We start from the raw sequence: 25,091 nt of genomic DNA on the forward strand, positions 1-25,091 counted from the left end.
GATCGGCCTGATTTGCCCGACGCGGCAAGCCCTGCAGCCTGCGACATCTCAACGCGACGGGCAGTTTGCGCATGATGGACATGCGCGGATTGCCCGTCGTGCAGTGGGAGGTCGTACAGCGGACGTGATGCGGGACGCCATCATCCGCGTCTAGGCCGGCCGAAGTTTGCGCCGTGGCACCGCCTTCGTCAGCGAACATCGTGCGCGCCAGAACGCGCACTGCAGGTCGTCGGTCCGCCTCCGCAACGTCACCGGCGTTGGGTCCGCAACTATCACCACGCCGTCATTGCGAGCGCCGCGAAGCAATCCAGAATTTTGCTCAGGAGAGACTCTGGATCGCTTCGCGGCGCTCGCAATGACGGAGGAGACAGGGTGCGCTCGCCTCAACTCTCAGTTCGCAGCACGACGCACCATTCGTCGGTTGGGTCTCATGCCTCGCTCCGCCCTCCGCTGTCGTCCCGGGCAAGCCGCAACGGCGCGGAAGCGCCGTCGCGGCGCCGACCTGGGACCCATACTCCAGGGAGTTGTGATGGCTCACGATGTCAGACGATCCTCGCTGCAACAACCGCCTTCGTCATGGTCAAGGTCGGGACGACAGAGCGGCGTCGCTGGCCGCGTGACCGATGACACAGAGTCCTGTCGGCGTCTCCTCCAATGGAAAACGCTTGCCGGTCGCGTCGAGCGTGGCGCGGATTGCTACCACGTCTTGCCGGTGCGGCTGCGGCGGAAGGTCCTTGCCAATCTCCAACAACGCCATGTGTGGAAATTCCAACCATTCGATACCGACGAAGGGAAACGGACCCAACTCCAGGCTGTCGGCATAGGCTTGCCCATGCGGCATTGGCAGCCAGATACGCCTCGCATCGGCCACGTCCACGAACTTGACGACGACCTGCCTGACATCCAGCCCTGCGCTACGCACGGCAACCAATAGGCTGCACCACTTGGCGTCCGACATCAGGGAGGAGCCGAAGCTGCGTCTTGCGGCGCGCCGATCGTGATCCAATCGATTGACCAGGGCAGTCGTATCCTGATCCACGGCAGGATCTTCGCGCCGGAATGCCGAACCGAGACGCTCGACGGCACGCGCATCCGCACCAGCAACAACCATGATGTCGTGATGGTTGACGAAGACGATCACGTCCAATGGACGGCGTGCAATCATGAACTCGGACGAAAAGCTCTCGCCCATGACGAACACAACCTCTTCACGTACGCCCTCGAAGAGCAGCCAGGGCGGGTAGTTCGAATTGGTCGGAAACAGGAGCAGCACCTCGTCCGGGTCGGGAAACAGCAGCCGCATCTTGTCGCACAGGTCGCCGAACGACGCAGTCCGCCCCCACACGTAAGGGACCTTCAGCCCCTCCCACCAGAACAGACGGCGCGTCCCGGCCACGAAGCGAAGCGCCAGCTCGTTGGCAATGGTTCGCGCCAGATCGGGGACGTGCAGCGCCAGCGACGGACGCGCCTGCAATACGGCCTCCATGTCCTGGAACGGTGGATATATCTCTCCGTATCGCTTGGTCACTTCGTCATTCCTTCTTGCGACGGACCAGTGCCTTCAGAAAGAGGCGGCACTGAGCAGGCGTCTCATGCGGTGGCCAACGTAGGCATAAGTCGCCAGCCCCTCAATCCGGTCGAACGGGATGCCTCCTGATCTGGAAGCCGGTCTTGCTCTGCGCGAATCCCGCGCGCTCATAGAACGCCAGCGTCTGCGGCTTCGTCGATCCGGTCATCAGCATCACCTTGTAGCAGCCGGCCGCCCAGGCCCGCTCGGTTGCGGCGCTCAGGACTTGCCGCCCAAAACCGAAGCCGCGCCAGTCGGCATTCGTGACCACGTTCTCGATCAGACCATAGGACTTGCCGCCGCGGGTCAGATTGGGAATCACAACCAGCGTGCAGGTCGTGACGATCCGGCTGTCGACCTCTCCGACCACGATGGTGCTGCCCGGATAGAGCAGCAGGCGCGCGAAGATCCTCTCCGCTTCGTCCGGCGAGCAGACGGCGTCGCCCGTGGACAGATGCTGATACAGCGATTGCAACGCCTGCAAATCGGCGGTGACCGCATCACGTATGATCAATTCGCCTAGCATGACGGCAATGAAGCGGAATGCGGCGGCGGAGGCAACCGCCAGATCAGCGCGACGCTGTCGTCCCGGCCTTGAGGCGGGACGACAGAGGTGAATTTCAATCTCGGCTCTTTCCACGTCGTCATTGCGAGGCGCCCTTGCACCGAAGCAATCCAGGATATCTCGGGAGAGGCAGACGGGATTGCTTCGCTCCGCTCGCAATGACGGAGGATGCTCAGGGGATGGATCATCACGGCGTCCGCGAGGCGAGGCGGCGTCCGCGCGCGCATAGTGTTGCCACGATTCGGGCTCATCGATTTCGAGGCTGAGGTTGTGGCAGGCCATGATCACATCCCAATGCCCACTTTCGTACATTGGAGTCCTGGTATGCGTTTCGACCTCAGACGATTGATGGCCGCCTGCGCGCTGCTGTTGGCGACGGCTGGTGCGAGCCTCGCCACCGACGTCAAGATCCACCGCGTGTCGATCCAGGTCGATCAGAACGATCCTGCGATCATGAATCTGGCGCTGAACAATGCCAGCAACATCATGGAGACCTACAAGGAAAAGGGCGAGGAGGTCGAGATCGAGGTCGTCACCTACGGGCCGGGCCTGAACATGCTGCGCGACGACACCTCGCCGGTGAAGGACCGGCTCAAGCAGATCGCCGATCTCAGCTTTCCCTCGAAGATCAGATTCTCCGCCTGCAACGTCACCAAGCGCGGCATGGAGAAGCGCGAGGGACATCCGATCCCCATCGTCGCCGAGGCGAGCCTGGTGCCATCAGGCGCGGTGCGATTGATGGAACTGCAGGAGAGCGGTTGGAGCTACCTGAAACCCTAGGTAGGCATCGCCCCAAATCCGCCCGGTTTTGCGCTCAGAAAATCACGACCTTTGATTGAAGCGTGATCATCGGCGAAGTCGACGAGTCCGCCGAACAGAGACGATCGGGGATCAAATCTCATGCGCAGAATTCTTGCTGTTCCAGCGCCGCTGGCGCTGGCGATGCTTTCGGCTGCCTTGTTCACTCCCGGCAGCGCTGCGCTCGCGCAGGAGCGGACCGCGGCCCCTCTCTCCCTCAAGCCGGCGCGCGCGCCCGAACCGCGTGTGCCCGAGCCGCGTGTTTCCGAACGACGGACGCCCGAACCACGCACGCCCGAGCCCCGCGGCGCTTCGGACGAAGCGGCCATCAAGACCCGCATGAACCAATGGACCGTCGGCCTTGCCGCGGGCCTGCCCGACGGCGGCTTCGTGCGCTTTGCCAGCGAGATGGCGCGGACGATGGATGACGGCGACAACATGCGCCTGATTCCGATGGTCACGCGCGGCACGACGTCGAACATCGCCGACCTCTTGTATCTGCGCGGCGTCGACGTCGCGATCACCTATGCGGACGCCTTCGACTTCTACGCCAAGCAGGCCGGGCTCTCCAACATCAACGACCGCATCCGCTACGTGCTGCGCTTCTTCATCTCCGACGTGCACATCTATGCCCGCGACGAGTTCAAGACGCTACAGGATCTGAAGGGACAGAAGATCGCGGTCGGCACTGCAGGCGTCGCGGCGGCCCATACGGGCCCGCTGATCTTCCGCCGGCTCGGCATCGACATCGAGCCCGTCCCCATCGGCGGCCCGGTCGCACTGGAAAAACTGCACAAGCGCGAGATCGCCGCGATGGTCTACGTCGCATCAAAGCCCGGCGAAGTATTCAGCGGCATGAAGGCCGACCCCGGCTTTCACTTCGTGCCCGTGCCGTACACGCAGCAGTTCTCGGATTTCTACTATCCCACCAGCATCAAGGCCGAGAACTACCCGGCGCTGCTGGCGCCGGACACGGCGGTCGAGACGATCGCGGTCCCCTCCGTGCTGGCCGTGTACAATTGGAAGCCGGGCAGCGACCGCGCCGACCGCGTCAACCGCTTCGTCGACACGCTGTTCACCAACCTCGCGCGGCTGCAGCAGCCGCCGTTTCATCCGGGCTGGAAGGATCTCAACTTGGAGGCCCAGGTCCCGGGCTGGCAGCGCTACCCTTACGTCGACGCCGTGCTGGAGCGGATGAAGAAGGAGGCCGATGTCGGCCTGCCGCCGGCCACCACCGGCAGCCTCTCGCCGCAGGAGCGCTTCGAGGCGTTCCTGGCATCGCAGGCGAAGGCACCGACCTCGAAGGCCGAGAAGGAGGAGCTGTACCGCTCGTTCCTGGAATGGAGCCGGAAGCGACAGGGAAAATGATCACCGCATCCGCGCTCAGCGCACGCCCTGCACTGGCGCGGGCCATGCGGCCCGCCCCCACTCCGCGGATGCGCGCCGGATCACGACCAGGGCGCCCTGCAGACCGAGGCCCGCCATGATGGTCGACACGATCAAATCGGGCCAACCGGTGCTGGTGCCGAACACGCCGGCCGCCGCCAGCAGCACGGCGCAATTGCCAAGCACATCGTTACGGGTGCAGATCCAGGCCGAATGCATGTTGGCATCGCCGCCGCGGTGCCGCCACAGCACCGCGAACGATGCCGCATTCGCGAGCAGCGCGGCGATCCCGACCGAGCCCATCGTGACCGCCTCCGGCAATGTCTGGTGCCAGGCGTGCCAGGCCGTGACGGCCAGCACCCAGGTCCCAAGCATCCCCATCGAAACTCCCTTCACGAGCGCTGCACCGGCCCGCGCACGCAGCGACATGCCGATCACCAGCAGGCTGATGGCATAGTTCGCGGCGTCGCCGAGGAAGTCCAGCGCGTCGGCCTGCAGCGCGGCCGAGCCGGCCTTCAGTCCGGCGCCGATCTCGATCGCGAACATCAGCGCATTGATGGCGAAGACGATCCATAGCGCGCGCCGATAGGTGGAGACGGATTGATCGAGCGCGCCGGCACAGCAGCCGTCGCCGCCGGCCGTGGCCTTCGGCGGCAATGTCAGCGGCGGTGGTGCGCAGCAGTCGCCGTTGCTGCAGCCATCATCGGCGGTCTTGATATCCGGCATGGCGAACTTCCTCCGCGGAGCGGACGGTCGCGACAAGGCGGCAGCTTGCCGCCATTCTTGGACGCCTTCAAGCGCCCGCCATCGACCAACGCCGCCGGAGCCAGGCGTTTCCTGCAATCCGCCGGCGCGCCTCAGTCCAACAGCAGCGCCATGCCCGGGTCGCCCTTGGCCATGGCGCGCCGGTAGGCCGGCCGCGCACCGACGCGCGCCAGATAGGCGCGGATGTTGGGGAACGGCGCTAGATCATAGGGCAGGAAATAGCGCATCGTGGTCAGCGAGAACACCGTCATGATGTCGGCCGTGGTGAGCGTGCTTCCGGCCAGGTAGTCGGCCTCGCCGCAGCGCGCCTCGACGGATGCGAACGCGCGGTCGAGCCGCGCCCGCATCATGCCGAGCACCGCATTGTCGTCCGGGAGATGCAGCCGGTTCAGCATCATCACCCGGCCCATGCCGGGCTGCAAGGTGCCGTTGGCGAAGTAAAACCAATACAGGAACGGCGCGAAGGCCGGATCATCGGGGCCGTGCCGCAGCCGGCCCTGGCCGTACTTCGCGATGATGTAGTCGACGATCGCGCCGGATTCCGCCAGCACCAGATCGCCGTCGGTGATGACCGGCGCCGAGCCGATCGGATGCAGCGCCTTGTACTCCGCCGGCGCCAGCATAGTGCGGGCGTCACGCGCGTAGCACTTCAACTCATAGGGAATCTCCAGCTCCTCGCAGAGCCAGACGATGCGTTCGGATTGGGACTTGCCGAGGTGATGGACGGTGAGCATGGAGATGTCCGCTGCCGTGAGGAGGATATATCGAGGAACTGCCTTCCGGGGTGACCTCCTAGGCAGCGCCCGCCATGTGGTCAAGCCGGTACGACGCGGCGCCCTGACCTGCACCGTCAACGTGGCGGCCGCGCGTGGCCGGACGTTCGGACCAAGACCTCAAGCCCGACGCCCGCGGGGCGCGGAACGACCGGCATCAGCCACCACTCGCCAGGCTGAGCGCGAAACGACTGCCGACGAGAAAGAGATAGCAGCCGAAGGCCACTTCGAGCCTGCGCGGAGACATGGCATGCGCGGCCCTGACCCCGAGCGGTGCCGTCATCAGGCTTGTCGGCATCACCAGCATGGCGCCGATCAGGGACACATAACCCAACGCAAAGGGCGGCTGTAGTGCCGCAACGCCGGGATAGTGCGCGGCCACCGGCCACCCGGCATAGACGTAGCCGGCCGCGCCAAGGATCGAGATCAGCACAGCGAGCGCCGATGATGTCGCGACGGCCTGGTGAATCGGCCGCCCGTAGAAGGTCATCAGCAAATTGGAAAACAGGCCGCCGCCGATGCCCATCAACGTCGAGAGGATGCCGACGCCGAAACCATAGACCCGCATCCACAGACCGGTCGGCAGATCGTCTCCGAATTTCCAGGTCGCGCGCACCAGCAGCAGCCGCGCGGCGGCAGCATAGGCGACGCCGACGAACACGATCTTGAACAACCGCTCCGGCGCGAAGCGCGCAACCACGCTGCCGGCGGCGACCCCGATCACGATGGGGATCCACCAGGCTCTGATGATCGCCATATCCACCGCACCGCGCTGGAAGTGCGCCCGGTAGGAGCGGATCGAGGTCGGGATGATGATCGCCAGCGACGTGCCGACACACAACGGCATGCGGACTTGCAGCGGAACGTCGGCAATCCGGAAACACTCGTAGAGCACCGGAACCAGGATGGCCCCGCCACCGATGCCGAAGACGCCGGCAAGGAAGCCGGCGACCGCGCCGACCGCGACCAGGAGCAGCGCCAGTTCAACCAACTCGGAGACGTCGAGGAGGAACATCACAATCCCTGTCTGCATCAACGCCATCGCCGAACACGGCCGACGCCGGCGGCCATCGCAGCTGGCGCTGGCTGCGCCCGCAACGAGCACCGAGGCCAACGTAGTGCCTTTCGCATTCCGGCGGTATCGGTAGATTGAGGGGAGCTATCTTGCGAAATTCGGAAGAATGCCGATGAACCAGCTGGCTGCGATGGAAGCCTTTGTCAAAGTCGTGGAGACGGGCAGCCTGTCCGCTGCAGCAAGGTCGCTGCCGAGTTCGCTGACGGCGGTGAGCCGGCAGATTGCCGCCCTGGAGCAGCAATTCGGCACCCGCCTGCTGCTGCGAACCACCCGACAGCTTGCGCTCACGGACGATGGTCGCATCCTCTATGTGCGCGCCAAGTCCATTCTCAGCGACGTCAAGGACATTGAAGCGGCGCTGTCGCGAGGTCGCGGCGAACCATCCGGTCGTGTCCGCATCAGTTCGCCAAGCCTGATCGGACGGCAGCTGATCGCACCTTTGCTCGGGGCATTCCTGCGCAGCCACCCGGCAATGTCGGTCGATCTGCTGCTGGTCGACCGCCCCGTCGACATGGTCGAAGAGGACGTCCACCTGTCATTGCGGATCGGCGCCCTCGCCGATTCTCAGCTGGTCGCACGCAAGCTCGCCGACCTGCAGATGATCGTCTGCGCGTCGCCAGCCTATCTCCACGCGCGCGGTGTGCCGGAATCGCCCGATGACCTGGCGCATCATGACTGCCTGGTGTTCTCGGATAGTCCAGGCGCCGCCGTCTGGCGCTTCGCTCGGCATCCGGAAACGGAGTGCACCGTCCGGGTCACCGGTCGGCTCTGGGTCAACAGCCTGGACGCGCTGGTCGCGGCGGCCGTCGACGGTGCGGGTATCGCACGGGTGCCCCTATGGCAGGTGGAGCGGGAGCTTGCCGTGGGACGGCTGCACCGCATCTTGCGCGAGCGGGAGCGGGCCCCCGTCCCGCTCCATGCTCTCTTTCAACCATCTCGCATCGCCTCGCCGAAGACGCAGCTGTTCGTCGACTTCCTGGTCGAGCAGTGGCGCTCGAGCCGCCCGTTCCACACCAATGCCTGATTGGACCGAAAGCGGCCGCGCCGCGCGCTGACGTCCAACGATGGCTGCACTCACCGCACCATCGCGCCATAGACGATGTTCTGCACCTGCTCGCGATAATATTTGCGCAGGTCCCCGGGCGCAGCCGTGCCGACCACCACCACGAGGCGCTCCTTCGGGTCGCAGAAGAACTGGGTGCCGAAGGCGCCGTTCCAGCTGAATTCCCCGGGATTGCCAGGCACGGCCGACAGGCCCTCGCCGGTGCGCACGGCGACGCTGAGCCCGAAGCCGAAGCCAGCGCGATGCGGCTCGATCGTGGCGACGGTGTTCTTGATCTCCGGCCCGAGATGGTTCGAGGTCATGTGATGAACGGTCTTCGGGCTCAGGATGCGCTGCCCGTCGAGCTCGCCGCCGTTGAGCAGCATCTGGCCGAAGCGGATATAATCGCCCACGGTCGCGAACGAGCAGGCGCCGCCGCAGTCCGACTTGGTCGGGGTGTCCAGTAGCCTGATCGCCTGCGGCTTGCCGGTGAGCGGATCATTCGGGAACGGCCGCGCCAGCCGCGGCCGCTGCGCGTCCGTGGGCGCGAATGTCGCGTCGGCCATGCCGAGCGGCTTCCACAGATTGTTCGAGAGATACTCGCCGAGGCGCTGCTCGCTGACCTTCTCGACGACAGCGCCGAGCACGTCGATCGAGAAGCCGTATTCGAACTGCGTGCCCGGCTGGTGCGCCAGCGGCAGCTTGGTGATGCGCTCGATGAAGGCCTGCGTGTCGCCCTCGACTGCCGGCGCCGTGCCGTCCGGATAGAGCCTTGCCACCGGGCTCGAACTGTCGGGCCGGCCGCCATACATCAGGCCGGAGGTGTGGCGATAGAGATCGTGGATCAGGATCGGCCGCGCCTGCGGCACCAGCAGCAGCGATCCGTCCTCCTGCGCCACGCCGACCTTCATGTCGGCGAAGGCGGGATAATAGTCTGACAGCTTCGCCTGCAGCGGCAGCCGTCCCTGCTCCATCAAGGTGAGCGCGCCGACCGCGGCCATCGGCTTGGTCATCGAGGCCAAAGCGAAGATCGCGTCGAGCGGCATCGGCGTGCCCTTGACCGGATCGAGCTCGCCATAGGCCTTGTAGTGCACGAGCTTGCCGTCGCGCGCGATCGCAACGACCGCGCCAGGCACGCGCTTGGCCGCGATCTCGCGGGCGAAGAAGTCGTCCATGCGCGCGAGGCCACCTTGCGAGAAGCCGACATCGTCGGGCTTCGCCTCCGGCAAGGGCGCGGCAGCGAGCGGCGTGACGATCGTGGTGAACGCGACGGCCGCGGCCGCGAGGATCAGCTTATTCAAGTGCACCTCCCTGATGCGCGGACGATCCCGCTTATGGCTTGCGAGATTCGACAGGTCCGCTGCCTCAAGGCTAGGTCAGGCGGCGGAGAACGACAAGCGGTTGCAACACAATCGCATCGCGATGATTTGATCGGCTTCGCGGCCGCACAATGGGACGCCGGCGCGACGAATCAGAGGGAACGGGTGAGACCGCTGCGGCGAGGTCACGCATGCTGAGGACGATCGGACACATCCTTCAAACGCTCTGGGCCATCTGCACGCTTGCGATTGGTACATCGCTGGGTGCAGCGCTCGGCTTTCACTGGATTGGTTGGATCGGCGCCGTCGTTTTCGGCCTCATCGGCCTCGGCGTCGGTGCCTTGGCAGCAGCTTTCCCGCTGGAAACCATCGCGCTGATCGTGGACGGGCTCTGAGCCGACGGCACATCGTGGGAACAGTCGGCGTCGGGAGCGGCTTAGTGTCGCTCAGCTTCGAACGGATCGCCGCGCCATGACCGGACCCGAACTCGCCGATCTCTATCGCGCCTACATCGCCTGCCTGAACGCACAGGCCTGGCCGCAGCTCGGTAACTTCGTGCACGATCACGTCGTGCACAATGGCCGACGGTTTGGGCTCTCCGGCTATCGCGACATGCTGGTGGGCAACTTCGCCGACATTCCCGACCTTCGCTTCGACATCCGCCTGCTGCTGTCCGACCCGCCTTATGTCGCGAGCATTCTGATTTTCGACTGCCGGCCTCGAGGCGCATTTCTCGGCCTCGCCGTCAACGGCAGGCGCGTCGCCTTCACCGAGAACGTGTTCTACGAATTCCGCGAGGGAAGGATCGCCGAGGTGTGGTCGGTCATCGACAAGGCCGCGATCGAGTCGCAGCTGTGAGTACGAACGCGTAGGGTGGGCAAAGGCGCGCCGGGGCTCTCGCGGCTTGCACCATTGCCCGGCGCGCCGTGCCCACCATTGCCTCCACGCGTGAGAGCGGTGGGCACGTCGCGCGAGACATCTGCGTATGACGCAGCAGCATCGCGGGCGCGCCTTTGCCCACCCTGCGGCTATTAGTTCGATCTCGTGGCGTCATTGCGAGTGCAGCGAAGCCATCCAGAATTTTTGCGCCGCCTGGATTGCTTCGCTGCGCTCGCAATGACGGAGAAGTTGGCAGAACCAGTGCGCCGAGAACCTATTAGTACGTAACAGCCTCACCCGATCGCCACCCCACCACCGATGGTGCGGTTGAGCACCTGCGTCGTTTTCTCGATGCGCTCGGCGGCGGCGTTCAGGGCCTTGGCGACGGCGACCTGGGTAGCGCGGGCGCGGTCGCTCGCCTGGTTGCGCACGTTGCGCAGGCCTTCGAGCTCCTGCTCCAGCACCTGGACGCGCTGGTTGGCATCGATCAGCTCGTCGCACACGGTGAGCGCGGCCATCACGGTGAGCCTGGCGTCACCGATCTCGCCGAACTTGCCGCGCAGGTTGGTGATGCGCGTCTCGAGGCTCTCGGCGAGCTTCAGCAGCCGGAGCTCCTGGCCTTCCTCGCAGGCCATGCGATATTGGCGACCGTTGATGGTGACGTTGATGTGGCTCATTCGTCATCCTCGTCGTCTTGCTCATCATCGTGCGCGTTGTCTTGCGCCTCGCCGCCATTGAGCACCGCGCGGATGGTGCCGATCGCTGTGTCCAGGCGTTCGGCGATCTCGCGATTGGTGCGCTCCAGCCGGCGCGATTTCATCAGGGAGCCATCGAGCTCATCGGCGAGCCGCGAGCGGTCGGCGCCGAGCGCCTGGATGCGCGTGGCGAGCTCGTCCTCGTCGCGATCGGCCTCGCGCCGCCGCTCGACCGCGCTCTCCAGCGCGTCGAGGGCCGTCATGAGTCGCCGCGTCGCCGCCTCGAGATCGGCGGCGCCGGGTTCCACCTGGCCGGCTAGATTGGCAGGGTGATCGTTCATGGCACGGATGCGAGGCCCTTACAGCGCGCTGGGGATTGCGACAAAAGCCGCTGTCCGGCAAGCGCTTACAGGCAAAATCTTACGTGCTGGGCGAGCCAAGCGCAACGCTCGGCCGAAACTATGCACTACTAAGCAACTTTTGGGAGGTTCCCGACGTTGCATAACCTTTGATTCCCGGAACCGAGGTGCTAATCAGCCCGCAAAATCCCGGCCCGCCAGCAATACCGGCGACGCTCCTGTCATCAGCATTTCACGTTTGGACGGATTCCAGCATGACGCAGGTCGAACATTCCCGCATGGCCAACGCCATCCGCGGGCTCGCAATGGACGCCGTCGAGAAGGCGAAATCGGGCCATCCCGGCCTGCCGATGGGCGCGGCCGACGTCGCCACCGTGCTGTTCACCCGCTTCCTGAAATATGATGCCGCAGCGCCCGCCTGGCCGGACCGCGACCGCTTCGTGCTGTCGGCCGGCCACGGCTCGATGCTGCTCTACGCGCTGCTGTATCTGACCGGCAACGAGGACATGACGCTCGACCAGATCAAGCGTTTCCGCCAGGTCGATTCGCTGACCCCTGGGCATCCGGAGAATTTCCGCACCAAGGGCATCGAGACCACCACCGGCCCGCTCGGCCAGGGCATCTCGACCGCGGTCGGCATGGCGCTGGCGGAGAAGATGCTGCAGGCCGAATACGGCAAGAAGACCGTCGATCACCACACCTATGTGCTGGCGTCGGACGGCGACCTGATGGAGGGCATCTCCCAGGAAGCGATCGCGATGGCCGGGCACTGGAAGCTCAACAAGCTGATCGTGCTATGGGACGACAACGGCATCTCGATCGACGGACCGCTCTCGATCGCCGACTCGGTCGACCAGGTGAAGCGCTTCAAGGCCTGCGGCTGGGCCGCCGAGCTGATCGACGGCCATGATCCCCAGGCCATCGAGGCCGCCATCACCCGGGCGCAGAAGTCCTCCAGGCCATCGCTGATCGCCTGCAAGACGACGATCGGCTATGGCGCGCCGACCAAGGCCGGCACCTCGAAGGTGCACGGCGAGGCGCTCGGCGCTGAGGAGCTGAAGGGCGCCAAGGAGAAGCTCGGCATCTCGCTCGAGCCGTTCTCGGTGCCCGACGACGTGCTCGCCGCCTGGCGCGAGGCCGGCCGGCGCGGCGCAGCTGTCAGGACCGAGTGGGAGACGCGGCTCGCCGAGATGGGCCCGCGCAAGCGCGCCGAATTCGAGCGGCGGCTGCGCCACGAGCGCCCGGCCTCACTGGCCAAGGCGCTGAAGGACCACAAGAAGGCGCTGCTCGAAACGCCGCTCAACGCCGCCACCCGCAAATCCTCCGAGGCCGCGATCGAGGTCATCGCGGCTGCGATGCCGACCGAATTCCTGGCGGGCTCCGCCGACCTGACCGGCTCCAACAACAACAAGGCCAAGTCGGTGACCGCGTTCTCGGCCAAGACGCCGAAGGGCCGCTTCATCCATTACGGCATCCGCGAGCACGGCATGGCCGCGGCCATGAACGGCATCTTCCTGCATGGCGGCTTCGCGCCGAACGGCGCCACCTTCCTGGTGTTCTCCGACTATGCCCGCGGCGCGATGCGCCTGGCGGCGCTGATGGGCGCGGGCGTCGTCTACGTGCTGACCCACGACTCCATCGGCCTCGGCGAGGACGGTCCGACGCATCAGCCGGTCGAGCATCTGGCGGCGCTGCGCGCGATCCCCAACATGCGCGTGTTCCGCCCGTGCGATGCGGTCGAGACCGCGGAGTGCTGGGAGATCGCGCTGAACCGCACCAACGGCCCGACCGTGCTGGCGCTGACGCGGCAGAACCTACCGCAGCTGCGCACCTCGGCGCCGGCGGACAATCCATGCAGCCGCGGCGGCTATGAGCTGGTCGCAGCCCAGGGCGAGGCCAAGGTGTCGCTGTTCGCGACCGGCTCCGAGGTCGAGATCGCGGTCGCCGCACAGAAGCAGCTCGCCGAGCGCGGCATCCCTGCGCGCGTCGTCTCGGTGCCGTCGCTGGAGCTGCTGCTGGAGCAGCCCGCCGAGACCAAGGCGGCGATCATCGGCAAGGCGCCGGTCAAGATCGCGATCGAGGCCGCGGTGCGCTGGGGCTGGGATGCGGTCATCGGCCAGGACGGCCTCTTCGTCGGCATGCATTCATTCGGCGAGAGCGGCCCGGCCAAGGAGCTGTACAAGCATTTCGGCATCACCGCCGAGGCGGCGGTGGAAGCGGCCGTCAAGCGGCTGGGCTGATCGCCCTGGCGCAAGCAGCTACATGGTCAGTCTCGGAGCCCAACCCTCATGGTGAGGAGGCGCAAAGCGCCGTCTCGAACCATGAGGCCCGAACCATGAGGCCAGAGTGCCGGCCTCGTCCTTCGAGACGCTTGGCTTCGCCAAGCTCCTCAGGATGAGGAGCGGCATTGACTATGACGCGCAAAGACGGGGACAATACGAGAACGGGCGCGGCTTGACGCGCCTGTTCGTTTGACCTGCGGACGCTTTCTCCCACCATGCCCCCAGCCCCCAACGCCACCACCGACACGGCCGATCGCGCGCTGTCCGTGCTGCATTCGGTGTTCGGGCTCCCCGGCTTCCGGGGCGCGCAGGAGAAGGTGGTCCGGCATGTCGCGGACGGCGGCAACTGCCTGGTGCTGATGCCGACCGGCGGCGGCAAGTCGCTGTGCTATCAACTGCCGGCTTTGCTGCGCAAAGGCTGCGGCATCGTGGTGTCGCCGCTGATCGCGCTGATGCGCGACCAGGTCGCCGGCCTGCTCGAGGCCGGCGTCAACGCCGCGGTGCTGAACTCCACGCTGTCACGCGAGGAAGCCCACGAGGTCGAGCGACGGCTCATATCAGGCGATCTCGATCTGCTCTACGTCGCGCCCGAGCGGCTGGTGACGCCGCGCTGCCTGTCGCTGCTGGAGCGCGCGGAGATTGCGCTGTTCGCCATCGACGAGGCGCATTGCGTGTCGCAATGGGGGCATGATTTCCGCCCCGAATATATCGGCCTCTCGGTCATCGCCGAGCGCTTTCCCGACGTGCCGCGCATCGCGCTGACCGCGACCGCCGACGAGCTGACCCGCAAGGAGATCGCCGAGCGGCTTAGCCTCACTGACGCGCCGCAGTTCGTGGCGAGCTTCGATCGTCCCAACATCCGCTACGAGATCGTCGACAAGAATAACGGACCGGCCCAGCTCAAGGCCTTCATCAAGGACCGTCACGCCGGAGATGCCGGCGTCGTCTACTGCCTGTCGCGCGCCAAGGTCGAGGACACCGCGGCCGCACTGACCGAGGCCGGCATCACGGCGCTGCCCTATCACGCCGGACTCGACGCTGGCGTTCGTGCGCGCAACCAGGACCGCTTTATCAACGAGGACGGCATCGTGGTCGTCGCCACCGTCGCGTTCGGCATGGGCATCGACAAGCCGGACGTACGCTTCGTTGCGCATCTCGATCTGCCGAAGAGCATCGAGGCCTACTACCAGGAGACGGGGCGTGCGGGGCGCGACGGCAAGCCCTCGACCGCCTGGATGGCCTACGGCCTGTCCGACATCGTGCAGCAGCGCCGGATGATCGACGAGTCCAATGGCGCCGAGGCGTTCAAGCGGGTATCGATCCGCAAGCTCGACGCGCTGGTGGCGCTCGCCGAGACCGCCGGCTGCCGGCGCAGGCTGCTCTTGAGCTATTTCGGCGAGAGCCCAGCGGCAGAGACATGCGGCAATTGCGACAACTGCCTGTCGCCGCCGAAGGTCCGCGACGGCAAGGTGATCGCGCAGAAGCTGTTGTCCTGCGCCTATCGCACCGGGCAGCGGTTCGGCGCCATGCACCTGATCGACGTGCTGGTCGGACGCGCGACCGAGCGCGTCAAGCAGTTCGGACACGATCAATTGTCGGTGTTCGGCATCGGCCGCGAGCTCAACGAGAAGCAATGGCGCGCCGCGCTGCGCCAGGTGGTGGCGATGGGCCATCTTGCGCCGGACAGCGAAGCCTATGGCGCGCTGAAGCTGACGGAGACGTCGCGCGGCGTCCTCAAGGGCGAGACCGCGGTGATGCTGCGCGAGGAGACGGCGAGCACAGCGCGCGCGATCCGCAGCAAATCGCGGCGCGGCGATCTGGTGCCGCGGCCGGGCCAGGCAGCCGATGCACCCCTGCTCGCGAGTCTGCGGGCGTGGCGCTCGGACATCGCCCGCAAGCGCGGCGTGCCGGCCTATGTGGTGCTGCACGATGCCACGATCGACGGCATCGCAGCCGCGCGTCCAACGACATCAGGCCAGCTCCGCGACATCCCCGGCATCGGCGACAAGAAGCTCGAGCATTACGGCGACGAGCTGTTGGCGCTGATCGCGGCGGCAAGGCCGTCAGGATCAGGATCGCCACCAGACGGTTGAGATTGGCACGAAAAAGGGCTACCAAAGGTCCATATCGTCCGCTCCCGCCCGGCAGAACCGGGTGGCATAGTTCCAAAACCCTCGTGGCGCCCTTCAGGAAGGCCGCCGACGGGGACGAGAAACGTCATTGAAGGAGACGAAAATGGCAATCCGGGTCGGGATCAACGGGTTTGGCCGCATCGGCCGCAACGTTCTGCGCGCCATCGCGGAATCGGGCCGCAAGGACATCGAGGTGGTCGGCATCAACGATCTCGGTCCGGTCGAGACCAATGCGCATTTGCTGCGCTTCGACAGCGTGCATGGCCGCTTCCCCCACACGGTGACCGTCGACGGTGACAGCATCGACATCGGCAACGGCAAGATCAAGGTGACGGCCGAGCGCGACCCGTCGAAGCTGCCCTGGAAGGATCTCGGCGTCGACATCGCGCTGGAATGCACCGGCATCTTCACCTCCAAGGACAAGGCCTCCGCGCATCTGACCGCCGGAGCCAAACGCGTGCTGGTCTCGGCTCCGGCCGACGGCGCCGATGCCACCATCGTCTACGGCGTCAACCACGCGACGCTGACCAGGGAGCACCTCGTCATCTCCAACGGCTCCTGCACCACCAACTGCCTGGCGCCGATCGCCAAGGTGCTGAACGACACGGTCGGCATCGAGACCGGCTTCATGACCACGATCCACGCCTACACCGGCGACCAGCCGACGCTCGACACCATGCACAAGGATCTCTATCGCGGCCGTGCGGCGGCGATGTCGATGATCCCGACCTCGACCGGCGCGGCCAAGGCGATCGGCCTGGTGCTGCCGGAGCTGAAGGGCAAGCTCGACGGCGTCGCGATCCGCGTGCCGACGCCGAACGTCTCGGTGATCGACCTCAAGATCGTCGCCAAGCGCAACACCGATCCGAAGGAGATCAACGAGGCGATGAAGCGCGCCAGCGAGCAGGAGCTCAAGGGTATCCTCGGCTACACCACCGCGCCGAACGTCTCGATCGACTTCAACCACGATCCGCATTCGTCGACGTTCCACCAGGACCAGACCAAGGTCATGAACGGCAACCTCGTGCGCGTGATGTCCTGGTACGACAATGAGTGGGGCTTCTCGAACCGCATGGCCGACACGGCCGTCGCGATCGGCAAGCTGCTGTAACTATCTCCCAGTCATTCCGGGGCGATGCAAAGCATCGAACCCGGGATCTCGAGATTCCGGGTTCGGTCCTGCGGACCGCCCCGGAATGACGACTGAGGAAGCATCATGGCCCTTCCGCACTGGCTCGGAATTCCCGGCGTGATCCTGCTGATCGGCTTGATCGTGTATGGGGTCCGTCAGGGCGGCAAGGTTTCGTCTCAGCAAGAGGGCAACCCGCCAGAGCATCAGCCGCCGGGCCCCTCATGATGTCGGCCAACAAGCGAGCATGACATGACAAAATTCCGCACCCTCGACGACGTCGACGTCAAAGGCAAACGCGTGCTGCTGCGCGTCGACCTCAACGTCCCCATGGAAAATGGTCACGTGACGGACGCCACCCGCCTGGAGCGCGTCGCGCCGACCATCAATGAAATCGCGACCAAGGGCGGCAAGGTCATCCTGCTCGCCCATTTCGGCCGGCCCAAGGGCCGTGATCTGAAGGAGTCGCTGAAGCCGGTCGCCGCCGCGCTGTCCGCGGTGATCAAGCGCCCGGTCGCCTTTGCCGATGACTGCATCGGCGCGCCAGCCGCGACCGCGATCGCCGCCATGAAGGACGGCGACGTGCTGTGCCTGGAGAACACGCGCTTCCACAAAGAGGAAGAGAAGAACGATCCGGCGTTCGTGGCCGAGCTCGCCAAGCTTGGCGACATCTGGGTCAACGACGCGTTCTCGGCTGCGCATCGCGCCCATGCCTCGACCGAGGGCCTCGGCCACAAGCTGCCGGCCTATGCCGGCCGCACCATGCAGGCCGAGCTCGTCGCGTTGGAGAAGGCGCTGGGGTCGCCGGCCAAGCCCGTGATCGCGATCGTCGGTGGCGCCAAGGTCTCGACCAAGATCGACCTGTTGGAAAACCTCGTCACCAAGGTCGATGCGCTGGTGATCGGCGGCGGCATGGCCAACACCTTCCTGCATGCGCAGGGCGTGCAGATCGGCAAGTCCCTGGCTGAAAAGGATCTGGCAGCCACCGCTCTCCGGATCATGGACAAGGCGGAAGCCTCGAACTGCGCGATCATCCTGCCCGTGGACGCCACCGTCTCCTTCCACTTCGCGGCCAACTCGCCGTCCTTCGCCTATGGCCTCGACGCGATCCCGCCGGACAGCATGATCCTTGACGTCGGCCCGCAATCGACCGCGCGCATCCATTCGGCGATCGACGATGCCGCGACCCTGGTCTGGAACGGCCCGCTCGGCGCCTTCGAGCTTAACCCGTTCGACCGCGGCACGATGGTGGCGGCCAAGCATGCAGCCGAGCGCACCAAGGCCAAGAAGCTGGTCTCGGTCGCCGGCGGCGGCGACACCGTCGCGGCACTCAACCAGGCCGGCGTCGCCTCAGACTTCACCTACGTCTCCACCGCCGGCGGCGCCTTCCTGGAGTGGATGGAAGGCAAGCCGCTGCCGGGCGTCGAGGTGCTGAAGATCTGATTTCTCGGACCTTGTCGGCCATGGATGTTTCTGTTATGTTCCATTTGTGGCCGATACATCGACAACAGACGCCGTTCCTCTCATCCTGATGAAGATTCAGGAGAGCATCGCTGTGCTCCGATCCGAGATGGGGCAGTTCAGGGACTCGGTCGAGACACGCTTTGAGCGGGTCGAGACGCTCATCCGCAAGCAGCGCCGCGACAGCGCTGGCATGCTCGTCATGATGCGTGCAACTGCCGGCGACTTCGACGAGCGCGTCCGGGAGGTCGAAGAACGTGTCGCGGCTCTCGAAGGAAAGACGAGTTAACGAGCTACCAGCTCGCTGAGGGCCAGCTGGTCGGCCAGGCCGGATAGCCTAAACGTCGCCCGAACCGCCGCTCCGGCCGCCTGCGTCGCCGCCAGCCTTGGAATCTGCCGACCGGCGCGTTATGCACGGTGCAGCAGTTTCGACGCGTGCGTCATCAGCCGCACGGTCCTCAGCCCTTTAAGGAGTTCCAGCCATGGCTCGTATCACGTTGCGGCAATTGCTCGATCACGCGGCGGAGCATGACTACGGCGTTCCGGCCTTCAACATCAACAACATGGAGCAGGCGCTGGCGATCATGGAGGCGGCCAATACCGTCGACGCTCCGGTGATCATCCAAGCCTCGCGCGGCGCGCGCTCCTACGCCAATGACATCATGCTCAAGCACATGATGGACGCGGTCACCGAGATCTATCCGCACATCCCGGTCTGCGTGCATCTCGACCACGGCAACGGACCCGACACCTGCATGACCGCGATCCAGTCCGGCTTCACCTCGGTGATGATGGACGGCTCGCTCAAGGCCGACGGCAAGACGCCGGCTGACTGGGACTACAATGTCGGCGTCACCAAGACCGTCACCACCATGGCACATCTCGGCGGCATCTCGGTCGAGGGCGAACTCGGCGTGCTCGGCTCGCTCGAGACCGGCATGGGCGACAAGGAGGACGGCCACGGCGCCGAAGGCAAGCTGTCACACGACCAGTTGCTGACCAATCCCGACGAGGCCGTGAAGTTCGTCAAGGAGACCCAGGTCGACGCGCTCGCGATCGCGATGGGGACTTCTCACGGCGCCTATAAATTTACCCGCAAGCCGGACGGCGACATCCTCGCCATGAAGGTGATCGAGGAGATCCACCGCAAGCTACCGAGCACGCATCTCGTGATGCACGGCTCGTCGTCGGTGCCGCAGGACCTGCAGGAGATCATCAACGCCCACGGCGGCAAGATGAAGCCGACCTGGGGCGTGCCGGTCAGCGAGATCCAGCGCGGCATCAAGAACGGCGTGCGCAAGATCAACATCGACACCGACAACCGCATGGCGATGACCGGCCAGATCCGCAAGGTTCTGTCGGAACATCCGGAGGAGTTCGATCCGCGCAAGTACCTGAAGCCGGCGATGGAGGCGATGGCCAAGCTGTGCAAGCAGCGCCTGCAGGAGTTCAACACCGCGGGCCAGGCCTCCAAGATCAAGCGCGTGCTAACGACAGCCGAAATGGCCAAGCGCTACGCCAAGGGTGAGCTCGCCCCCAAGGTGGCGTGAGCGGTTCATCCGTGCGGAGGTTTGCAACTCTCCTCCCACACCGAGGAGCGCTCCCTCGCCCGCTTGCGGGGAGAGGGTTGGGGTGAGGGGGACTCTCCGCAGAGCGAGCTCGTGGAGAGTCCGCCTCACCCGGATTGCATCTTCGATGCAATCCGACCTCTCCCCGCAAGCGGGGCGAGGTGAGCACCGAGCTCGCAGCACGCAGCTCCCGCTCAATCCTGACGAGCGCTGTGAAGTGGTAGCGAGGGTGCCGGTGCACCGCATGAACGCTCAACTCCGAGCAACTCGTCGTTCACCTCTCTGAGAGCCTGCCTCAGCTGCGGCCAATGTTTGCTCGGCAACCGCCCGAGAACCGTCTATTTTGACGCGCAGGGCAGGTGCAGTCTGGAGCAGATGATGGACATCTCCGCACTCAACGCAGTTGCCGTTGCGATGGTGACGCCCGGCAAAGGCATTCTCGCCGCCGACGAATCGACAGGGACGATCAAGAAGCGCTTCGATGCGATCAAGGTCGAATCGACCGACCAGACTCGCCGCGACTACCGCGAGATGCTGTTCCGCAGCGACGGCATGAATTGCATCTCCGGCGTCATCCTCTACGACGAGACCATCCGGCAGAACGCTGCGGACGGCACGCCGCTGGTGAAGCTGATCGAACGGGCCGGCAGCATCCCCGGCATCAAGGTCGACGAGGGCACGCAGCCCCTGCCCGGCTGCGCCGGCGAGACCGTCACGGTCGGCCTCGACAGGCTTGCGGATCGGCTGGCGGCGTACTACGCGCAGGGCGCGCGCTTCGCCAAATGGCGGGCGGTGATCGATATCGACAAGGACAAGATCCCTTCGATGACCGCTGTTCATGTCAATGCGCATGCGCTCGGCCGCTACGCGGCGCTGTGCCAAGCCGCGAACATTGTGCCGATTGTCGAACCAGAGGTGCTGATGGATGGCGATCACGACATCGGACGCTGTTTCGACGTCACGCGGCCCGTGCTCAACGAGGTGTTCCGCGAATTGCGCCTCCAGCGAGTGGCGCTCGAGGGCATGATCCTGAAACCCAACATGGTGGTCTCGGGCAAGACATGCCCTGTCCAGGCCGGCGTCGCCGAGGTCGCCGAAAGGACCGTGCAGCTCTTGAAGGAGTGCGTGCCGGCGGCGGTGCCGGGCATCGCCTTCCTGTCCGGCGGCCAGTCGGATGAGGATGCGACGGCACATCTCGATGCCATCAACAGGCTCGGTCCCTTGCCATGGAAGCTCACCTTCTCCTACGGTCGCGCGCTGCAGGCGGCGCCGCAGCGGGCCTGGTCCGGCAAGGCCGCGAACGTCCCCGCCGGCCAGCGCGCCTTCACCCACCGCGCCCGCATGAACGCGCTTGCGAGCCGCGGCCAGTGGACGCATGAACTCGAGAAGGCGGCATAAATTGTCCGGTAAGACCACCTCCGCGCGGCCCACACCGCGGCTCTATCTGGCGACGCCGGTCGTGACCGATCCGGCGCCGCTTGCCGCCAGCCTGCCTGCGCTCCTCGCCGGCGCCGACGTCGCTGCGGTGCTGGTGCGGCTGACGGAGAGCGATCCGCGCAGCATGATCACGATCGTCAAGGCGCTGGCGCCGGCCATCCAGAGCACGGGCGCGGCGCTGCTGATCGACGGGCATCCCGACATCGTGGCCCGCGCCGGCGCCGACGGCGCGCATCTGACCGGCATTGCCGCGCTCGAGGACGCCCTGCCCAGCCTGAAGCCGGACCGCATTGCCGGCAGCGGCGGCCTCTCGACCCGCCATGATTCGATGCGCGCGGGCGAGCTCGGCGCCGACTACGTGCTGTTCGGCGAGCGCGACGCGCAGGGCCGGCGGCCGTCGCCCGACGCCGTCAACGAGCGCCTGGCCTGGTGGGCCGAACTGTTCGAGCCGCCTTGCGTCGGCTACGCCGTCTCGCTCAAGGAGGCGACCGACTTCGTCGCCGCCGGAGCCGATTTCGTGCTGGTCGACGACCTCGTCTGGAGCGACGCCCGCGGTCCGGCAGCGGCGCTGGGCGAGATCGCCACGGCGATCCGCAACGTCCATGCGGCAGCGCCGGTCGACGCCGCTGGACAGAGCTGAACGGCGACCGATGACGATCCTGCGCCTGACATGCCTGTTTGCAGCGCTCCTGGTCCTGGGGGCGGGGGCGCGCGCGCAGATCTCGCTGACACCCCCCGCCCTGCAGCCGCCGCCGGCCGACAAGCCCAAGCCTGCCGAAAAGCAGGCGGAGAAGCCGAAGCCACCCGCGGCCGCGAAGAAGCCGGCGCCCGCCGCAGCGGCCAAGCCGGCCGCCCCGGCGCCAGCGCCGCCGCCGCCCGCTCCCCCGGATCCCAATGCGGACCTGGTCTACGGCGCCTATCAGCGCGGCCAGTACAAGACCGCCTTCGACCTGGCCTCGCCGCGTGCGCAGGCCGGCGATCCCAAGGCGATGGCGATGCTGGGGCAGCTCTATGAAAATGCCATGGGCATCCGCCGCGACTACGACAAGGCCGCGATCTGGTACAAGCGCGCCTCCGAGGCCGGCGACCGCGAGGCGATGTTCGCGCTGGCGATGATGCGGCTCGCCGGACGCGGCGGCACGGTCGACAAGCCGGAGGCCGTGAGGCTGCTCGCCTCCTCCGCCAAGCTCGGCGAGCCCAAGGCCGCCTACAATCTCGCGCTGCTCTATCTCGACGGCCAGACCCTGCCGCAGGACCTCAAGCGCTCGGCCGAGCTGCTGCGCATCGCCGCGGATGCCGGCAACCCGGAAGCGCAATATGCGCTGGCGACCTTCTACAAGGAAGGAACCGGCGTCCCAAAGGACCCGGAAAAGGCCGCCCGGCTGCTGCAGGCGGCGGCCGTCGCCGACAACGTCGATGCCGAAGTGGAATACGCGATCGCGCTCTACAACGGCATCGGCACACCCGAGAACAAGCCAGCCGCGGTGTCGCTGTTGCGCCGGGCGGCCCGGCAGAACAGCCCGATCGCACAGAACCGGCTGGCGTGGGTGCTCTATTACGGCGCCGGCACCCCGATGGACAAGATCGAGGGCTACAAATGGCACCTGGTCGCCAAGACCGCGGGCAAGGGCGACCCCAAGCTGGACGAGAAGTTCGCCGACATGCCGCCGGAGGACCGCGCCAAGGGCGAGCAGGCCGCCAAGCGCTGGCTCGGCACCATCAAATGATCGGCAGCTGATCCGCCCTTGACGCGGCGGCGCCGGCAGGGCACCCACAGCCAGCCATTTTCAACCGCCTCCGCCCGTGCATGGGCGAGGCGCGCACCGCAAGGTGCGGTCAGCCCAGCGCATCGAGCTCATGATCCATTCCGCCCTCATCAATGTCATGGTCAAGGCCGCGCGCCGTGCCGGCCGCAACCTCAAGCGCGACCTCGGCGAAATCGAGCACCTGCAGGTGTCGCTGAAGGGGCCCGCGAATTTCGTCTCGCGTGCCGACAAGAAGGCCGAGGAGATGCTCTACGAGGATCTCTCCAAGGCCCGCCCCGGCTACGGCTTCATCGGCGAGGAAGGCGGCAAGCGGGAAGGCAGCGACAAGTCGCACACCTGGATCGTCGATCCGCTCGACGGCACCACCAATTTCCTGCACGGCATTCCGCAATTCGCGATCTCGATCGCGCTCCAGCGCGACGACACCGTGATCGCCGGCGTCATCTACAATCCGGCCAATGACGAGCTCTATATCGCCGAGCGCGGCAAGGGCGCGTTCCTCAACGACCAGCGGCTGCGCGTCGCCGCGCGCCGCCAGCTCAATGAATCCGTGATCGCCTGCGGCCTGCCGCATATCGGCCGCGGCGACCATCAGCTGTTCCTGCGCGAGATCGCCGCACTGCAGACCAAGGTCGCAGGGCTGCGCCGCTTCGGCGCGGCCTCGCTCGACCTCGCCTTCGTCGCCGCCGGCCGCTTCGACGCCTATTGGGAGCGCGACCTGCAGGCCTGGGACATCGCAGCCGGGCTGATCATGGTGCGCGAGGCCGGCGGCACGATCTCCGGTATCGACGGCAAGGACGACGCGCTGACCACGGGCCATGTCATCTGCGGCAACGAGGTCATCCATCGCGAGCTGTTGAAGGTGCTGAAGGCGGCTGGGTAGTTTGATTCAGCGCGACGCCGCAATTCGCCTTCGTATGGTGACGTCGCCACTCGCCTCACACTCGAGGTCGTCCCGGCCTTGAGCCGGGACCCATAGCCACCGTCGGTCATGGCCTGACGAGAACGATCGAACAGCGTGCCTCAAAGATCTCCCTGGGGTTATGGATCCCGGATCTGCGCGCGCGTGCCGCCCGCTTGTCCGGGACGACACCGAGGATTGGGTTGGCCTCGCCTGTTCTTCGACCGAGCGGACGCTACCGCCGGCCGCTGGTGAACGCCTGTGGCGTCGCGCCCGGCAGCGCCGGCGAGGTGATGTCGCTGTCGATGCGGTCCGACGACTGGCCGGCGTAGCTGAAGCCGAGCGACAGGCTGACATTGGGTGTCGGCTTGAACTCGACGCCGCCGTTGATCGCGTAAGCGGGTGTCGAGGTCGATCGCGAATCGAAGGTGGCGAACGGTCCGCCGAGGCCGGGATTGTATTTCAGCGTATCGAAACCGCCATAGAAGCTGACGCCGCTCTTGAACGTATAGCCGTACTGCGCGCCTTCGGTCGTGTACGAGCCGAGCGAACCGTAGCGATTGACGATGTTGGAGCTGAGGCCAACGCCTGACAGCGCCGACCAGTTGTTCGCGACACTGTAGCGCCGCGAAAAGAAGCCGCTGTCGCTGGCGTTGCCGGTGAAGCTCGGGAAGTTGCCGTAGGAGTCCAGGCCCTGGCTGCCGCCGGAATCGCTGAAGCCGATCGGCCAGCCCGGCAGCCAATACTTCAAGGGAGCCGTCTGGGCGTGAGCTGCGTGAGCGCCAAAGCAAAGTCCGGCGAGCACGAACGCGAGAGCAGTGTTGCGAAAGACCATCGACATGCCGTTACCGTTACATGTCGACAGATCATACACTCAGACAGCCGGGAACTCCAGAGGCCGTGCCGGCGGGCCGCAGAGCGAACGAAAGTGGCAGCGTAGATTTTGATGAGACACGCGGTGTGGCGGCACGGACAGTAGGCTCCCTCTCCCCGTTCTTACGGCGCCGCGACGAGCTTCGCTCGCAATGAGAGGGTTGGGGTGAGGGGCAGACGCTCGGGAAACGTGAGTGGAGAGACCTGTACCCCCTCACCCGGATTGCATCTGACGATGCAATCCGACCTCTCAGCGCGAGCGAAGCTCGTCGCGCCCCCGCATCCGCCTTCGCTCTTCGAGCTACGGCGGACAAGAGCG

25 protein-coding genes are annotated in these 25,091 nt (G+C 65.9%); 16 read left to right on the plus strand and 9 right to left on the minus strand.

The genetic code is table 11. The features are described 5' to 3' along the window. Positions 1 to 580: 580 nt before the first annotated feature. Both LQG66_RS19100 and LQG66_RS37350 read right to left on the minus strand, forming a co-directional pair. The gene (locus tag LQG66_RS19100; RefSeq protein ID WP_231317237.1) at positions 581 to 1,528 is read right to left on the minus strand and encodes a hypothetical protein; all 948 of its coding nucleotides are present in this window, start codon (positions 1,526 to 1,528) and stop codon (positions 581 to 583) included. Positions 1,529 to 1,628: 100 nt separating this feature from the next. Continuing rightward, a complete protein-coding gene (locus LQG66_RS37350; RefSeq protein WP_345778965.1) occupies positions 1,629 to 2,414 on the minus strand; it encodes a GNAT family N-acetyltransferase in 786 nt (261 codons plus the stop codon). A 42-nt stretch (positions 2,415 to 2,456) separates the two neighbouring features. Between LQG66_RS37350 and LQG66_RS19110 the strand changes: the two genes are divergently transcribed. After that, complete coding sequence (locus tag LQG66_RS19110; RefSeq protein ID WP_231317238.1) at positions 2,457 to 2,912, plus strand: DsrE family protein; 456 nt, start codon at positions 2,457 to 2,459, stop codon at positions 2,910 to 2,912. Positions 2,913 to 3,032: 120 nt separating this feature from the next. Beyond that, positions 3,033 to 4,298 carry a TAXI family TRAP transporter solute-binding subunit gene (locus LQG66_RS19115; protein WP_231317239.1) on the plus strand — a complete coding sequence of 422 codons (1,266 nt, stop codon included), beginning with the start codon at positions 3,033 to 3,035 and terminating at the stop codon, positions 4,296 to 4,298. Between the two features lie 15 nt (positions 4,299 to 4,313). On the opposite strand, the gene LQG66_RS19120 is transcribed toward LQG66_RS19115, so the two are convergent. From LQG66_RS19120 to LQG66_RS19130, 3 genes are all read right to left on the minus strand, one after another. Beyond that, positions 4,314 to 5,042 carry a cation efflux transmembrane domain-containing protein gene (locus LQG66_RS19120; RefSeq protein ID WP_231317240.1) on the minus strand — a complete coding sequence of 243 codons (729 nt, stop codon included), beginning with the start codon at positions 5,040 to 5,042 and terminating at the stop codon, positions 4,314 to 4,316. A gap of 131 nt (positions 5,043 to 5,173) precedes the next feature. Then, positions 5,174 to 5,815 carry a glutathione S-transferase family protein gene (locus LQG66_RS19125; protein ID WP_231317241.1) on the minus strand — a complete coding sequence of 214 codons (642 nt, stop codon included), beginning with the start codon at positions 5,813 to 5,815 and terminating at the stop codon, positions 5,174 to 5,176. 196 nt (positions 5,816 to 6,011) lie between these two features. After that, complete coding sequence (locus LQG66_RS19130) at positions 6,012 to 6,887, minus strand: sulfite exporter TauE/SafE family protein (protein ID WP_425601225.1); 876 nt, start codon at positions 6,885 to 6,887, stop codon at positions 6,012 to 6,014. A gap of 154 nt (positions 6,888 to 7,041) precedes the next feature. Between LQG66_RS19130 and LQG66_RS19135 the strand changes: the two genes are divergently transcribed. Further along, positions 7,042 to 7,953: a LysR family transcriptional regulator gene (locus LQG66_RS19135; protein ID WP_231317242.1), complete on the plus strand. Its 912-nt coding sequence runs from the start codon at positions 7,042 to 7,044 to the stop codon at positions 7,951 to 7,953. A gap of 50 nt (positions 7,954 to 8,003) precedes the next feature. Here the strand turns inward: LQG66_RS19135 and LQG66_RS19140 are convergent, their stop codons facing one another. Next, a complete protein-coding gene (locus tag LQG66_RS19140) occupies positions 8,004 to 9,272 on the minus strand; it encodes a serine hydrolase domain-containing protein (RefSeq protein WP_425601226.1) in 1,269 nt (422 codons plus the stop codon). Between the two features lie 209 nt (positions 9,273 to 9,481). Here LQG66_RS19140 and LQG66_RS19145 point away from each other — a divergent pair, with 209 nt between their 5' ends. Together LQG66_RS19145 and LQG66_RS19150 are read left to right on the plus strand one after the other, a co-directional pair. Beyond that, entirely contained in the window at positions 9,482 to 9,685 is a 204-nt protein-coding gene (locus LQG66_RS19145) for a hypothetical protein (protein ID WP_231317243.1), read from the plus strand. Positions 9,686 to 9,761: 76 nt separating this feature from the next. Further along, positions 9,762 to 10,148: an ester cyclase gene (locus LQG66_RS19150; protein ID WP_231317244.1), complete on the plus strand. Its 387-nt coding sequence runs from the start codon at positions 9,762 to 9,764 to the stop codon at positions 10,146 to 10,148. A 314-nt stretch (positions 10,149 to 10,462) separates the two neighbouring features. On the opposite strand, the gene LQG66_RS19155 is transcribed toward LQG66_RS19150, so the two are convergent. Next, positions 10,463 to 10,846 carry a cell division protein ZapA gene (locus LQG66_RS19155; protein ID WP_231317245.1) on the minus strand — a complete coding sequence of 128 codons (384 nt, stop codon included), beginning with the start codon at positions 10,844 to 10,846 and terminating at the stop codon, positions 10,463 to 10,465. After that, entirely contained in the window at positions 10,843 to 11,205 is a 363-nt protein-coding gene (locus LQG66_RS19160) for a DUF4164 domain-containing protein (RefSeq protein WP_231317246.1), read from the minus strand. The genes LQG66_RS19155 and LQG66_RS19160 overlap by 4 nt, the downstream gene beginning before the upstream one ends. Positions 11,206 to 11,477: 272 nt before the next feature. Between LQG66_RS19160 and tkt the strand changes: the two genes are divergently transcribed. From tkt to LQG66_RS19215, 11 genes are all read left to right on the plus strand, one after another. Then, positions 11,478 to 13,463: a transketolase gene (gene tkt / locus LQG66_RS19165; protein ID WP_231317247.1), complete on the plus strand. Its 1,986-nt coding sequence runs from the start codon at positions 11,478 to 11,480 to the stop codon at positions 13,461 to 13,463. Between the two features lie 257 nt (positions 13,464 to 13,720). Beyond that, a complete protein-coding gene (recQ, locus tag LQG66_RS19170) occupies positions 13,721 to 15,598 on the plus strand; it encodes a DNA helicase RecQ (RefSeq protein WP_231317248.1) in 1,878 nt (625 codons plus the stop codon). 142 nt (positions 15,599 to 15,740) lie between these two features. Next, positions 15,741 to 16,748: a type I glyceraldehyde-3-phosphate dehydrogenase gene (gap, locus tag LQG66_RS19175; RefSeq protein ID WP_231317249.1), complete on the plus strand. Its 1,008-nt coding sequence runs from the start codon at positions 15,741 to 15,743 to the stop codon at positions 16,746 to 16,748. A gap of 105 nt (positions 16,749 to 16,853) precedes the next feature. Then, positions 16,854 to 16,994: a hypothetical protein gene (locus LQG66_RS19180; RefSeq protein WP_231317250.1), complete on the plus strand. Its 141-nt coding sequence runs from the start codon at positions 16,854 to 16,856 to the stop codon at positions 16,992 to 16,994. Positions 16,995 to 17,018: 24 nt separating this feature from the next. Next, a complete protein-coding gene (locus LQG66_RS19185; RefSeq protein ID WP_231317251.1) occupies positions 17,019 to 18,209 on the plus strand; it encodes a phosphoglycerate kinase in 1,191 nt (396 codons plus the stop codon). A gap of 46 nt (positions 18,210 to 18,255) precedes the next feature. Next, positions 18,256 to 18,516 (plus strand): hypothetical protein, encoded by a 261-nt coding sequence (locus LQG66_RS19190; RefSeq protein ID WP_231317252.1) that lies wholly within the window; start codon positions 18,256 to 18,258, stop codon positions 18,514 to 18,516. A gap of 193 nt (positions 18,517 to 18,709) precedes the next feature. Then, positions 18,710 to 19,777, plus strand: coding sequence for a class II fructose-bisphosphate aldolase (gene fba / locus LQG66_RS19195; RefSeq protein ID WP_231317253.1), 1,068 nt, complete (start codon positions 18,710 to 18,712; stop codon positions 19,775 to 19,777). A gap of 396 nt (positions 19,778 to 20,173) precedes the next feature. Beyond that, entirely contained in the window at positions 20,174 to 21,193 is a 1,020-nt protein-coding gene (locus tag LQG66_RS19200) for a class I fructose-bisphosphate aldolase (RefSeq protein WP_231317254.1), read from the plus strand. Between the two features lies 1 nt (position 21,194). Beyond that, positions 21,195 to 21,872, plus strand: coding sequence for a thiamine phosphate synthase (locus LQG66_RS19205; protein WP_231317255.1), 678 nt, complete (start codon positions 21,195 to 21,197; stop codon positions 21,870 to 21,872). 10 nt (positions 21,873 to 21,882) lie between these two features. Then, on the plus strand, positions 21,883 to 22,959 hold the full coding sequence (locus LQG66_RS19210) for a tetratricopeptide repeat protein (protein ID WP_231317256.1): 1,077 nt from the start codon (positions 21,883 to 21,885) through the stop codon (positions 22,957 to 22,959). A 130-nt stretch (positions 22,960 to 23,089) separates the two neighbouring features. Beyond that, positions 23,090 to 23,881, plus strand: coding sequence for an inositol monophosphatase family protein (locus LQG66_RS19215; protein ID WP_231317257.1), 792 nt, complete (start codon positions 23,090 to 23,092; stop codon positions 23,879 to 23,881). A 253-nt stretch (positions 23,882 to 24,134) separates the two neighbouring features. Here the strand turns inward: LQG66_RS19215 and LQG66_RS19220 are convergent, their stop codons facing one another. Further along, positions 24,135 to 24,740, minus strand: coding sequence for an outer membrane protein (locus LQG66_RS19220; protein ID WP_231317258.1), 606 nt, complete (start codon positions 24,738 to 24,740; stop codon positions 24,135 to 24,137). Positions 24,741 to 25,091: the final 351 nt, after the last annotated feature.

It is taken from the genome of Bradyrhizobium ontarionense (assembly GCF_021088345.1).
GTDB classification, from domain to species: Bacteria; Pseudomonadota; Alphaproteobacteria; order Rhizobiales; family Xanthobacteraceae; genus Bradyrhizobium; species Bradyrhizobium ontarionense.

Coding starts and splice junctions, on each gene's coding strand:
- LQG66_RS37350 (WP_345778965.1), bottom strand. CDS start 2,414: ATGGCCTGCCACAACCTCAGCCTCGAAATCGATGAGCCCGAATCGTGG.
- LQG66_RS19110 (WP_231317238.1), top strand. CDS start 2,457: ATGCGTTTCGACCTCAGACGATTGATGGCCGCCTGCGCGCTGCTGTTG.
- LQG66_RS19115 (WP_231317239.1), top strand. CDS start 3,033: ATGCGCAGAATTCTTGCTGTTCCAGCGCCGCTGGCGCTGGCGATGCTT.
- LQG66_RS19120 (WP_231317240.1), bottom strand. CDS start 5,042: ATGCCGGATATCAAGACCGCCGATGATGGCTGCAGCAACGGCGACTGC.
- LQG66_RS19125 (WP_231317241.1), bottom strand. CDS start 5,815: ATGCTCACCGTCCATCACCTCGGCAAGTCCCAATCCGAACGCATCGTC.
- LQG66_RS19130 (WP_425601225.1), bottom strand. CDS start 6,887: ATGCAGACAGGGATTGTGATGTTCCTCCTCGACGTCTCCGAGTTGGTT.
- LQG66_RS19135 (WP_231317242.1), top strand. CDS start 7,042: ATGAACCAGCTGGCTGCGATGGAAGCCTTTGTCAAAGTCGTGGAGACG.
- LQG66_RS19145 (WP_231317243.1), top strand. CDS start 9,482: ATGCTGAGGACGATCGGACACATCCTTCAAACGCTCTGGGCCATCTGC.
- LQG66_RS19150 (WP_231317244.1), top strand. CDS start 9,762: ATGACCGGACCCGAACTCGCCGATCTCTATCGCGCCTACATCGCCTGC.
- LQG66_RS19155 (WP_231317245.1), bottom strand. CDS start 10,846: ATGAGCCACATCAACGTCACCATCAACGGTCGCCAATATCGCATGGCC.
- LQG66_RS19160 (WP_231317246.1), bottom strand. CDS start 11,205: ATGAACGATCACCCTGCCAATCTAGCCGGCCAGGTGGAACCCGGCGCC.
- tkt (WP_231317247.1), top strand. CDS start 11,478: ATGACGCAGGTCGAACATTCCCGCATGGCCAACGCCATCCGCGGGCTC.
- recQ (WP_231317248.1), top strand. CDS start 13,721: ATGCCCCCAGCCCCCAACGCCACCACCGACACGGCCGATCGCGCGCTG.
- gap (WP_231317249.1), top strand. CDS start 15,741: ATGGCAATCCGGGTCGGGATCAACGGGTTTGGCCGCATCGGCCGCAAC.
- LQG66_RS19180 (WP_231317250.1), top strand. CDS start 16,854: ATGGCCCTTCCGCACTGGCTCGGAATTCCCGGCGTGATCCTGCTGATC.
- LQG66_RS19185 (WP_231317251.1), top strand. CDS start 17,019: ATGACAAAATTCCGCACCCTCGACGACGTCGACGTCAAAGGCAAACGC.
- fba (WP_231317253.1), top strand. CDS start 18,710: ATGGCTCGTATCACGTTGCGGCAATTGCTCGATCACGCGGCGGAGCAT.
- LQG66_RS19200 (WP_231317254.1), top strand. CDS start 20,174: ATGGACATCTCCGCACTCAACGCAGTTGCCGTTGCGATGGTGACGCCC.
- LQG66_RS19210 (WP_231317256.1), top strand. CDS start 21,883: ATGACGATCCTGCGCCTGACATGCCTGTTTGCAGCGCTCCTGGTCCTG.
- LQG66_RS19215 (WP_231317257.1), top strand. CDS start 23,090: ATGATCCATTCCGCCCTCATCAATGTCATGGTCAAGGCCGCGCGCCGT.
- LQG66_RS19220 (WP_231317258.1), bottom strand. CDS start 24,740: ATGTCGATGGTCTTTCGCAACACTGCTCTCGCGTTCGTGCTCGCCGGA.